At 61.8% G+C, this 11,276-nt stretch carries 11 protein-coding genes; 2 read left to right on the forward strand and 9 right to left on the reverse strand.

Features of this window, described 5'->3' with window-relative positions; all coding sequences use genetic code 11:
- Positions 1-289 precede the first annotated feature (289 nt).
- The gene (locus PMM47T1_RS14550) at positions 290-1,267 is read left to right on the forward strand and encodes an IS110 family transposase (protein WP_008370116.1); all 978 of its coding nucleotides are present in this window, start codon (positions 290-292) and stop codon (positions 1,265-1,267) included.
- Between the two features lie 35 nt (positions 1,268-1,302).
- Here PMM47T1_RS14550 and PMM47T1_RS14555 read toward each other — a convergent pair whose 3' ends face one another.
- From PMM47T1_RS14555 to PMM47T1_RS14595, 9 genes are all read right to left on the reverse strand, one after another.
- A complete protein-coding gene (locus tag PMM47T1_RS14555; protein ID WP_008370117.1) occupies positions 1,303-2,076 on the reverse strand; it encodes a TSUP family transporter in 774 nt (257 codons plus the stop codon).
- 176 nt (positions 2,077-2,252) lie between these two features.
- A complete protein-coding gene (locus PMM47T1_RS14560; protein WP_008370120.1) occupies positions 2,253-3,020 on the reverse strand; it encodes an SDR family oxidoreductase in 768 nt (255 codons plus the stop codon).
- 10 nt (positions 3,021-3,030) lie between these two features.
- Positions 3,031-4,098 carry a phosphotransferase family protein gene (locus PMM47T1_RS14565; protein ID WP_008370121.1) on the reverse strand — a complete coding sequence of 356 codons (1,068 nt, stop codon included), beginning with the start codon at positions 4,096-4,098 and terminating at the stop codon, positions 3,031-3,033.
- A gap of 216 nt (positions 4,099-4,314) precedes the next feature.
- Positions 4,315-5,142 (reverse strand): iron uptake system protein EfeO, encoded by an 828-nt coding sequence (gene efeO / locus PMM47T1_RS14570; protein ID WP_008370123.1) that lies wholly within the window; start codon positions 5,140-5,142, stop codon positions 4,315-4,317.
- A 28-nt stretch (positions 5,143-5,170) separates the two neighbouring features.
- Positions 5,171-6,478 (reverse strand): iron uptake transporter deferrochelatase/peroxidase subunit, encoded by a 1,308-nt coding sequence (gene efeB / locus PMM47T1_RS14575; protein ID WP_008370125.1) that lies wholly within the window; start codon positions 6,476-6,478, stop codon positions 5,171-5,173.
- A gap of 16 nt (positions 6,479-6,494) precedes the next feature.
- On the reverse strand, positions 6,495-7,685 hold the full coding sequence (gene efeO / locus PMM47T1_RS14580) for an iron uptake system protein EfeO (RefSeq protein ID WP_008370127.1): 1,191 nt from the start codon (positions 7,683-7,685) through the stop codon (positions 6,495-6,497).
- Between the two features lie 14 nt (positions 7,686-7,699).
- Positions 7,700-8,542 carry an iron uptake transporter permease EfeU gene (gene efeU, locus PMM47T1_RS14585; protein ID WP_008370128.1) on the reverse strand — a complete coding sequence of 281 codons (843 nt, stop codon included), beginning with the start codon at positions 8,540-8,542 and terminating at the stop codon, positions 7,700-7,702.
- A gap of 289 nt (positions 8,543-8,831) precedes the next feature.
- A complete protein-coding gene (locus PMM47T1_RS14590; protein WP_008370129.1) occupies positions 8,832-9,146 on the reverse strand; it encodes an SCP2 sterol-binding domain-containing protein in 315 nt (104 codons plus the stop codon).
- A 52-nt stretch (positions 9,147-9,198) separates the two neighbouring features.
- Entirely contained in the window at positions 9,199-9,900 is a 702-nt protein-coding gene (locus PMM47T1_RS14595; RefSeq protein ID WP_008370130.1) for a histidine phosphatase family protein, read from the reverse strand.
- A 285-nt stretch (positions 9,901-10,185) separates the two neighbouring features.
- On the opposite strand from PMM47T1_RS14595, the gene sohB reads away from it, so the two are divergent.
- Entirely contained in the window at positions 10,186-11,211 is a 1,026-nt protein-coding gene (sohB, locus tag PMM47T1_RS14600; RefSeq protein ID WP_008370131.1) for a protease SohB, read from the forward strand.
- Positions 11,212-11,276: the final 65 nt, after the last annotated feature.

Here is an 11,276-nt window from a genome sequence, read left to right on the forward strand (position 1 = left end):
CTTCAGTGACGCAAGGGGCCAGCGCAGCCTTCGGCAGCGGCTTGTATCTCGACTAACGCCTCACAAAAGGCGATAGTTCTCGACTGATCATCGAGGAAGAGAAGTGAAGCCGGGCAGCGGCTAAAGCCTTGAGCTTGTTCCGTAGATAGTGCTCCTCCTCTTCACATTCACTCGTTAAGCCCGAACGGTATCTAGGGCCTGCCACTGGCATGAGCTCGAATTCACAAGGCAGAGCAGAGTGATTTGGTGATCGGGAATTAGGGTTAAAGAGATTCAAGAGGGAGGATTCATGGTCTGCTTCGTTGGGATCGACATCGCCAAAAACACCATTGATGTGGCAACGCATTTACCCAATGGCAAGCACCGCACTCGCGGAAAGCTGGCCAACAACCCAGCCGGTTTTGTCGAGTTGGACAGCTGGCTGCTCAAGCACGCCGAGCCAGGTGCAGTGGTCGTGATGGAGGCCACCAGTGTCTATCATGAGGCTGTCGCAGAGCATCTTTACAACCAGGGCTACCACGTTCACGTAGTCAATCCGAAAGCCGTCTACCACTATCGTAAAAGCGAGATGACGGGCGTAAAGACCGACAAGGTTGACGCCAAGTTGATCGCTGACTTCGCCAAGGACAAGCACCAGAGAAAGCCTCTGCGGGCTTGGAAACCAGAGCCTGTCGCGCGTCGCCGTTTACGTGCGCTGCTTCGCCGGCTTGAGGACTTGCAGCAGATGCTCCAGATGGAGCGCAATCGCCTCGACGTATCGGACAACACTGTCCACGCTTCGATTTGCTCGGTGATCAACCACATCGAACAACAAATCAAAGAGACCCAGCAAGCCATCAAGGATCACATTGATGACGATCCAGATCTGCGCGGCAAACGTGATCTGATGGTCAGCATTGATGGAATCGGCGAAAAAACTGCAGCCGTTATCTTGGGCGAATTAGGGGATCCCCTGGACTACGACGGTCCCAGGTCGCTCGTTAAGTTCGCCGGGCTGAACCCCGAACTCGCTGAGTCTGGCAACTACAGGGGGCCAAGCCCAATAAGCCGAGCAGGCTCCCCCAGGCTGCGCAGTGCGCTGTATTTGCCTTGCGTGACTGCCATCACCTACAACCCTGTGATGGCAGCAATGGCCAAGCGCCTGAAGGCCAACGGCAAAGTTGGCAAACAGGTTGTCTGTGCCGTCATGCGGAAGATGCTGCATATAATCTATGGCGTGCTGAAATCGGGCCAGCCTTTTGACCCGAAATTAGCTCTTGCTCGGTGACGGCCAAGACGGTATCTACGGGCGTTCCGGGGAGGCTATGCAAACCAATGCTGCCACGCCAACCGCGCCGTCAACCCCAACACCACCGTAATAAACACCGGCCGAATGAACTTCGCCCCACCGCTGATGGCACTGCGCGCGCCAAAGAACGCGCCCACCATCAGGAACGTGCCCATGCTCAAGCCAATCAGCCAATCCACGCTGCCATTGATGATGAACACCGCCAGCGCCGCCGCGTTGCTGACGAAGTTCATGCTGCGCGCCACGCCGCTGGCGCGGACTAGGTCGATGGGGTACATGAGCATTGAGCTCACGGTCCAGAAGGCGCCGGTGCCAGGGCCGGCCACGCCATCATAGAAGCCCAGGGCCAGGCCCTGGGGGATCTGGCGTTTCTGCTTGATCGGCGCGTGGCTATCCACTGGGCCTTTGGGCGTGCCGCCGAACAGCAGGTACAGGCCGCAAGCGAAGACGATCACGGGCAGCATCTTGTTCAGCCATTGCGATGGCATGTAATGCGCGGCCACAGCGCCCAGCAGCGAGCCCACCAGGGTGAAGATGATGGCGGGCCACCATTCCTTGGGGTGGAACAGCTTGCGCCGCATGAAGGTGAAGCTGGCCGTGGCCGAGCCGAAGGTGGAGCTCAGCTTGTTGGTGCCCAGCACCAGGTGGGGCGGCAGGCCGGCGGTGAGCAGGGCCGGGGTGGTCAACAGGCCACCGCCACCGGCGATGGCATCGATGAAGCCGGCCACGAAGGCGACGATGGCGAGGATGAGCAGGGTGATGGGGTCGGTGCTGAGTTCGAAAGGCATGGGGGGCAGATCGTTGTTTTTGGCAGGGCGCGCATTTTAGCCCGAAGGCCTGGCAAAAATCTCGCTGCTAACCGTAGCTGCCGCCAGGCTGCGCTGGCCCTGCGCCACGCTGAAAATCTCCAGGTGGCACGAGGGCCAGCTCAGCCTTCGGCAGCGGCTTGGTGACGCGGGCCCTGTCAGGACAGAAACCCGCCATCCACGTTCAGTGCCACGCCGGTGGTGTAGCTGGACGCATCGCTGGCCAGGTACAGCACGGTGCCGGCCATTTCGCTTGGAGCGGCCACGCGCTTGAGGGGGATGTGCGCCAGGGCGGTGTTGAGTATGGCGTCGTTCTTCACCAGCGCCGAGGCGAACTTGGTGTCGGTAAGGCCTGGCAGCAGGGCGTTGCAGCGGATGCCGAACTGCGCACACTCCTTGGCGAAGACCTTGGTCATGTTGATGACCGCCGCCTTGGTCACCGAGTAGATGCCCTGGAACACGCCCGGCGACACGCCGTTGATGGAGGCCACGTTGATGATGCTGCCGCCGCCGTGTTCGCGCATCAGCTTGCCGGCTTCCACCGACATGAAGAAGTAGCCGCGAATGTTCACGTCCACGGTCTTCTGGAAGGCGCCCAGGTCGGTGTCCAGCACGTTGCAGAACTGCGGGTTGGTGGCGGCGTTGTTGACCAGGATATCCAGGCGGCCGAACTGCTCGCGGATGGCCGCGAACACCTGGGTAATCTGTTCCATCTCGCCAATGTGGCAGGCAATGGCTGTGGCCTTGCCGCCGTCGGCGATGATGGCGTCGGCGACGTGCTGGCAGCCGTCCAGTTTGCGGCTGGAGACAATGACGTGAGCGCCCTGTTGGGCCAGCAGTTTGGCGATGGCTTCGCCGATGCCGCGGCTGGCGCCGGAAACGAAGGCAATCTTGCCGTCGAGGTCGAACAATTGCGTTTTGGACATCTCGGTTTCCTTACAGGGTGGAGTGCTTGATGACGTTCAGGCTCATGTGTTCCAGCAGCGTGTTCATGTGGATGAACTGAGCGAAACGCTTGTCCTGGGTTTGCCCGTGGAAGAAGCGGTAGTAGATCTGCTGGACGATGCCGGCCAGGCGAAACAGGCCGTAGGTGTAATAGAAGTCGAAGTTGTCGATGCGGATGCCCGCGCGCTCGGCGTAATAGTCAACGAACGCCTGGCGGGTGAGCATGCCCGGCGCGTGGCTGGGCTGGCGGCGCATCAGTTGCACCGGCGCCGGGTCGTCGGCCTGCACCCAATATGCCAGGGTATTGCCCAGGTCCATCAGTGGGTCGCCCAGGGTAGTCAGTTCCCAGTCCAGCACGCCGATGATCTGCATGGGGTCCTGGGCGTCGAGGATGACGTTGTCGAAGCGGTAGTCGTTGTGCACGATGGCCGGCTTGGCGTGGTCGGCGGGCTGCTTGTCGGCCAGCCACGCCTTGACCGTGTCCCAGGCGGGCGCGTCGGGGGTGCGGGCCTTATCGTAACGGTCGCTCCAGCCGCTGATCTGCCGGGCCACGTAGCCCTCGGGCTTGCCCAGGTCGGCCAGGCCGCAGGCGGTGTAGTCCACCTGGTGCAGGTCGACGAACTTGTCGATGAAGTTCTGGCACAGGGTGCGGGTACGGGTGGCATCCAGGCCCAGTTCGGCAGGGATCTGCGAGCGCAGGATGATACCGTTCACCCGCTCCATCACGTAGAACTCGGCGCCGATCACCGCTTCATCCGTACAGTGCACGTAGGCCTTGGGGCAGTAGGGGAAGCCGGCGTTGAGCTGGTTGAGAATGCGGTACTCGCGGCCCATGTCGTGGGCGGACTTGGCTTTGTGGCCAAACGGCGGCCGACGCAGCACGAATTCCTGGGCGCGATATTTCACCAGGTAGGTGAGGTTTGAAGCACCGCCAGGGAACTGGCTGATCTCCGGCACCCCGGCAAGCCCTGGTATGTGCGCCTTGAGATAAGGGTCGATGCGCGCGGCATCAAGCTCTTCACCGTTGCGAACTGCGGTGGACTGGTCAGTAAGCGCCATGTTTATCCCTTTTGCTTATTCTGGAGGCGTCAGATCATTGAACAATCTAATGCGCGACAGGGCAGGGGACAAGGGGCGGGGGGTGTTATAGGCGGGGGTGTTGCAGGGGAATCAGCGGTGCGCATGAAGGCCTCTTCGCGGGCAGAGCCCGCCCCCACGGGTACAAAACATACCTTTGTGGGAGCGGGCTCTGCCCGCGAAAAGAGCGCCGCAGTCTTAGTTCAGACCCAACTTGCCACGCAGGGTGGACAGGTCTTCAGCCAGGGTGTTGACCGGGCCGATCAGCGCCTTGCGGTCAGCATCCTTGACCTTGTCGTAGGTCTCGTAGCCGCCGTCCTTGGTCTTGTACTTGGCCAGGATCTTGTCCACGGTGGCGAAGTTCTTCTCGACCTTGGTCACGAACGCAGCATCTTTCTTCTGCACTTGTGGCTTGAACAGTTCGAAGATTTTCTTCGCGCCGTCTACGTTGCCCTGGAAGTCGTACAGGTCGGTGTGGCTGTAACGGTCTTCTTCACCGCTGACCTTGGTGGCCGCCACTTCTTCCATCAGAGCAGCAGCGCCGCCCACGACTTTCTCAGGTGGGAAGGTCAGGCCGGCAACGCGGGTCTGCAGGTCTTTGACGTCGCCGTTCAGCTTGTCAGCCAGCGCTTCCAGGCCTTTGGTGGTCTTTTCCGAGTACAGGGTGTACTCGATGCGGTGGAAGCCGGTGAAGTCTTCGGCGGTCACGCCTTTCTCGTGGTCGTCGACGCGGGAGTCGATCGAGGCGTCCAGGTCGCTGAACAGTTCGGCGATTGGCTCGATGGACTCATAGTGAACGCGAGTCGGGGCGTACAGTTTCTTGGCCGCTTCCAGGTCGCCTTTCTTGATGGCATCGGTGAACGCCTGGGTCTGGGTGCCCAGTTTGTCCAGCTCTTCGGTCACGTAGATCTTGTAGTCCGAAATAGGCTGGACCAGGTCCAGGGCCGAGTTATCGGCGGCGAAGGCCGATACGGGTGCGTGGAGCAGGCCAAGGGTGAGCAGCAAAGCGAGTGGCGACTTCTTCATGAAAGGATCCCCGGGTGGTCAAAGGTGACTAAGCGTTTTTGGTTTTAGAAGCTTGCAGCAACGAGCGACCGATAAAGTCATGGTCGTCTTTTACCCCCGGCAGGGTGAAGAAATAACCGCCGCCCATAGGCTTGAGGTATTCCTCCAGCGGCTCGCCGTTAAGGCGGGTCTGCACGGTGATGAAACCTTTTTCCAGGTTGGCCTGGTAACAGATGAACAGCAGGCCCATGTCCAGCTGGCCGTTCTTGTTCACGCCGTTGGAATAGTTGAACGGCCGGCGCAGGATCAGGTTGGCCTGGGATTCCGGGGTGCGTGGGTTGGCCAGGCGGATGTGCGAGTCCAGGCGCGTGAGCTTGCCCGCGACGTCCTTGTGGTAGTCCGGCACGTCGTGCTCGGTGACCCCGTCGAACGGTGCGCCGGTGATTTTCTTGCGGCCGAAAATGCTTTCCTGCTCTTGCAGCGGCGTGCGGTCCCAGCGTTCCACGAAGTTGCGGATCAGGCGCACGGCCTGGTAGCTGCCGTTGGCGGCCCAGGTAGGCTCTTCGCTGCCCGGTTGCACCCAGACAATGGCGTCCATGGCCTTGTTGTCGTTGGAGTCCGGGTTGGCCGAGCCATCGCGGAAGCCCAGGAAGTTGCGCGCACTTTCAGCCGGCGCGTCAGCCTTCTTCGGTGCCTGGGCCGGCACGCTGCCTTCCTGTTTCCAGCGCACCAGTAGCAGGTCGGGCATGTTCTTGACGATGTCACGCAGGGCGTGAATGTTGGTGTCCGGCGTGTTCGAGCAGAATTGCAGGGTCAGGTCGCCGTGGCACAGCGCTGGCTCCAGGGCGTCGTTGGGGAAACCGACCATCTGGATCAGGTGCTTGGGCTTGGCGTGTTCCAGGCCGAAACGCTCGTCAAACAGCGACGCACCCACCGACACGGTGATGGTCAGGTTGTCCGGGGTGACCACTGGGCCGAGGATGCCCGAATCCACGGGTGGCAGCTTCGGGTCAACCTGCTCGACTTCTCCACCGGTCATCAGGAACTTGATGCGTGTGTCCAGCAGCTTGAACAGGCGCTCCAGCTCCTTGCGGTCGCTGGCCAGCACGTCGAAGGCTACCATCATGCCGGCCGCCGGGCGCGGCGTGACGATGCCGCTCTGGTGCTGGCCAAAGTAGTCGTGACGGTCCTGGGTTTTTTCGCTTTTCGGTGCTTCGGCCACCTGGGCCTGGGCGGCAGCCATGGCCGGGCAGCTCAGGGCGCTGCCGGCCAGGGCGACGCCGGCGGCGCCCATGCCCATCAGTACACGGCGGCGCTGGGCGTCGACAGGGAGGGTGCTGTTTTTCGAATCGCTCATGTGTCTGTCGTCTGTCCTACAGGGCCGAGAGGCCAAGGGCTGGGTCGATTCCATCGAGTGCGTCGGCCAGTGCCTTGGCCTTGTCGGCGATCTGCTTGCGCTGATCCGGGCCGACCTTGTCGTACGAGAGGTAGTTGTCGCCGTCGCGCAGGCTGTTGAGCTGGGTGTCCAGGTCGCTCAGCGCCGCGTCGATTTTCGGCACCAGGTCGGCGGCGGACTTGGCCAGCAGCGGACGCAGCAGGTCGACCACCTTGCGGGCGCCGGCCAGGTTGGCGGCGAAACCGTTCAGGTCGGCGTGGCTGTAGCGCTCTTCCTCACCATTGGTGCGTACCTCGGCCAGGCTGCGGAGGTTGCGCGCCACGATGCCCACCAGTTGCTCGGGCGGCAGGTTCTGCGCCAGCAGCTGGGTCTTCAGGTTGGCGACGTCGGCGGCAAGCTTCTGCGCCACCGGTGCCAGGCCGTCCAGGCTCTGCTGTTGGAACAGGCCGTATTCCAGGCGGTGGAAGCCGCCGAAGCCTGGGTCCTGCTCGCGTTTTTCGTAGTAGTCGGCGCGGGCGTTGATGGCGTTGTCCAGCTCCGAGAACCGCTGGGAGGCGGCTGCCAGGCTCTGGTAGGCCACGCGCGCCGGCACATACGCGGCGCGGGCGGCAGCCAGGTCGCCGGCGCTGATGGCTTGGTTCAGGGCATCCACGCCACGCACCAGGGCGCTGCCCTGGATGCTCAGGTACACGCGGTACTCGGACAGCGGGCCAACGAAGTTAACCATCGCCGGGCGCGCCTTGGCCTGGGCGTCGGACTCAGCCGTAGGCGTCACTTTCAGCGTGCCGCGCGGGTTGCTCAGCAGGCCGCAGGTGATGGCGTAGTCGCCGGGCGCCAGGTTGGCGTTGATCACCTGGCTCATGCCAGGGGTGATGTTTTCGCGCTCTTCAACCACCAGCACGCCATCAAGAATTTCCCATTCCACCGCGCGCTCGGACTTGTTGACGATGCGAAAGCTGGCGTGCCCGGCCGCAATGGTCAGGGCGTTGGGCTCGCAGCTGTGCGGGTGGATGTTGACGACGATTTCATCGTGGTTGGCCTGACGCTTGGACGAGGCCACCTGAGAGGCGTAGTAGAACAGTGCACCGGCGGCGAGCATCACCACCACGGAGCCGGCCACGGCCACGCGCAGGACGCGTGGCGACAGGCCTGGGGCTTGATTGGACATTGACTGAAAAAGCCTTAGGAGTGAGTAGCGGGAGCTGGCTTGCGGCCCACGGGGGCGCTGGCCGGCAAGAAGAACATGACGAGGGCGAACACCAGGTACAGCAGGTAGGCGCCCAGGGTGCTCACGGTGGGAGCGTCCTGGTAGCCGAACATGCCGGCCAGTACCGAGCCGGTCGGGCCGTCCATCGGCAGGATGCCACTGATGTCGAACACCACTTCCTGCAGCGAATTCCACAGGCCTGCTTCATGCAGCGCTTGCACGGAGTTGGCCAGGATGCCGGCGGCCACCACCAGGATGAACAGGCCGGTCCAGCGGAAGAACGCCGCCAGGTTCAGGCGCATGCTGCCGGTGTAGATGCCCAAACCGATGACCACGGCCAGGATCAGGCCCAGCAGGGCGCCCAATGGCGCGCCGACACCTTCGCTTTGCTGGAACACGGCCAGCAGGAAGAACACGGTTTCCAGGCCTTCGCGGGCCACGGCGAAGAACACCATGGCGATCAGCGCGATGACCTGGTTGTTGGAATTGGCCAGGGCACGGTCCATGGACTCGTGCAGGGAGTGCTTGATTGAACGCGCCACCTTGCGCATCCAGAACACCATGGAGCTGAGGATCACCACGGCCACAAGGCCCACAGTGCCTTCGAACAGTTCTTGCTGCTTCTGAGGGAACTCGGCACTCATCAGCTCCAGACCGCCGCCCACCAGCAGGGCAATGGCCGCCGCCAGGAATACGCCGATCCACACGGCAGGCATCCACTGACCGCGTCCGGTCTGCTTCAGGTAGCTGGCAATGATGCCAACGATAAGCGCGGCTTCAATCCCTTCGCGCAGCATGATCAAAAATGGAACCAGCACTTCGCACCACAATCTTAAGAAGGATGCTAACTTGTAACATAATGAGACTTATTATTGAATAGAGGGGCCATCATTTTGGATAGCTTTTAACGAAAATTATTCTCGAAAGCTGGCAGAACCCTTGCATCTCCCAACGCTCCGTAGCAGCTGCCGGCAGGCTGGGTCCAGCCGTTCAAACGCCGCAAACATGGCAGTGAAACCTTAAAGAGCAGCGCCGCCTGGCAGCGGCGGCCGCAAACGAAAAGGCCCCAGTAGCGATACCGGGGCCTTATTTGTTACGAAAGTTGTATTACGAGGGGAACAGCTCGCTCAGCTTCATTGCCAGCATCATGTCGCCTTCGGCGCGCAGCTTGCCGCCCATGAAGGCTTGCATGCCGTCGGTCTCGCCGCTGACGATGCCCTTCAGGGTTTCTTCGTCCATCACCAGGGTAACCTGGGCGTCAGGGTTCTGGCCTTCCTTCAATTCGCAGGTCTTGTCTTTGACAACCAGCGAGAAGTGCTTGGACTCGTCGATGCGGAAACCGAACACCAGGTCCAGGCCGGCAGCGGCGGAGGGGTCGAATTTGGCCTTCATTGCTTCTACGGCTTTGGCTACGTCGGTCATGTCATGATCCTTGTTGAAATAGGGCTAGCGACAGGGTGTACAGGGGCCGGGGTCATCGGTAGGTGATGAGCTCCGGCGCCTTCAGCAGTTGCAGGTGAGTGTGACTGTTGAAGGAAGCCAGGGCCACCTCGCGGCCGCGGAATTTCAGCTGGCTGAGCGAGGTGTTGACGATCTGCCAGTTGAGCTCGAAGGCTTGGGCTGGCGAGATGCCGGTGATCAGGTGCAGCAGGGCGGTGATGGTGCCGCCCGAGGTGAACACGGCGATGTTGGCACCGCTGCCGGCCTGGTCAAGCAGGCGCTTGAGGCCGCTGTCGACGCGGGCGACGAAGGCGGCCCAGCTTTCGGTTTGCGCAGTGGCATGCAGGCCCCCGTGCCAACGCTTGATCAGCAGGGCGAACAGGCGCTGGAACTCACTGCGGTTGTGCGCCGCGTTGCGCAGGATGTGCAGCGCATCAGGCTCCTGGGGCAGCAGCTCGGGCAGCAGCGCACGGATGACGGCCTCGGCGTCGAATTCGTTGAATGCCTCATCGGTTTCCACCGCAAGGTCCGCCACGCCCATGGCTTCCAGCGCCAAGTGCGCAGTGGCCTGCTGGCGGCGCAGGCTGCCGGCCACGCAGCGGTCCAGGTGCAGGCCCAGGTCCGCCAGGTGGGCGCCCAGTACTTGCGCCTGGCGCATGCCAAGGGGCGACAGCACGTCGTAGTCATCGGCGCCGAAGCTGGCCTGGCCATGTCGAATCAGAAAAATGCTGCCCACGTCCGCGTCGTCCCGGTACGTTGAAGGTGATTTGGAGGTTATGGGGATGGCAGGTCGCTGTCAATGAAAAAACATACGCTTGTTTGAATTGTGGCTGTTCTACCGTAGCCGCTGTCGAAGGCTGCGTTGGCCCTGTGCGTCGCTTGAGATCTTCGGGGTTCACGCCGGCCAGCGCAGCCTGGCGGCAGCGGCTACAGATCGCGTGGAACCCGCGCTTGTGCAAGGGTTAGACACCCGCCAGATCCTCCCCGTAGAATGGGGCTTTGAAGCCTTGAGGTGCCCCCCGTGGAGTTTCTCTCCGAATACGCGAGTTTTCTCGCCAAGACCGTCACCCTGGTCCTGGCGATCATCGTGGTATTGACCGCCATCGCCGCGCAGCGCGGCAAGGGTCGGCGCAAGACCGCCGGCCAGTTGCAGGTCAGCAAGCTCAACGACTTCTATAAAGGCCTGCGCGAGCGCCTGGAATCGACCCTGCTGGACAAGGATCAGCTCAAGGCCCTGCGCAAGCAGGAAGCCAAGGCCGAAAAAAAGAAGGGCAAGAAGAAAACCGAGGCCAAGCCACGGGTGTTCGTGCTTGATTTCGACGGTGATATCAAGGCGTCCGCCACCGAAAGCCTGCGCCACGAAATCACCGCGCTGCTGACCTTGGCCACTGCCAAGGACGAGGTGGTGCTGCGCCTGGAAAGTGGCGGCGGCATGGTGCACAGCTATGGCCTGGCCAGCTCGCAACTGGCGCGCATTCGCCAGGCCGGCGTGCCGCTGACCGTGTGCATCGACAAGGTGGCGGCCAGCGGCGGCTACATGATGGCCTGCATTGGCGAGAAGATCATCAGCGCGCCTTTCGCCATTCTCGGCTCCATCGGCGTGGTGGCGCAGTTGCCCAACGTCAACAAGCTGCTGAAAAAGCATGACATTGATTTCGAAGTGCTGACCGCCGGCGAGTACAAGCGCACCCTGACCGTGTTTGGCGAAAACACCGAGAAGGGCCGGGAGAAGTTCCAGGAAGACCTGGACATTACCCACCGCCTGTTCAAGAACTTCGTGGCTCGTTACCGGCCGCAACTGCACATCGACGAAGTGGCCACCGGCGAAGTCTGGCTGGGCATTGCCGCGCTGGACAAGCAGTTGGTGGACGAGTTGAAGACCAGCGACGAATACCTGGCCGAGCGCGCCAAACAGGCTGAGGTCTACCACCTGCATTACGCCGAGCGTAAAAGCCTGCAGGAGCGCGTAGGCCTGGCCGCCAGCCACTCGGTGGAACACTTGGCCGGCAAGGCGTGGGAAAAAGTCAGCCAGCACCGCTTCTGGTAATAGGCCCCCAGCATTAAGTAACACCGGCGCCCTGCGCTGCATTGCTTCACTGCGAACCCGCCTGC

Source organism: Pseudomonas sp. M47T1 (assembly GCF_000263855.1).
Taxonomy (GTDB): domain Bacteria; phylum Pseudomonadota; class Gammaproteobacteria; order Pseudomonadales; family Pseudomonadaceae; genus Aquipseudomonas.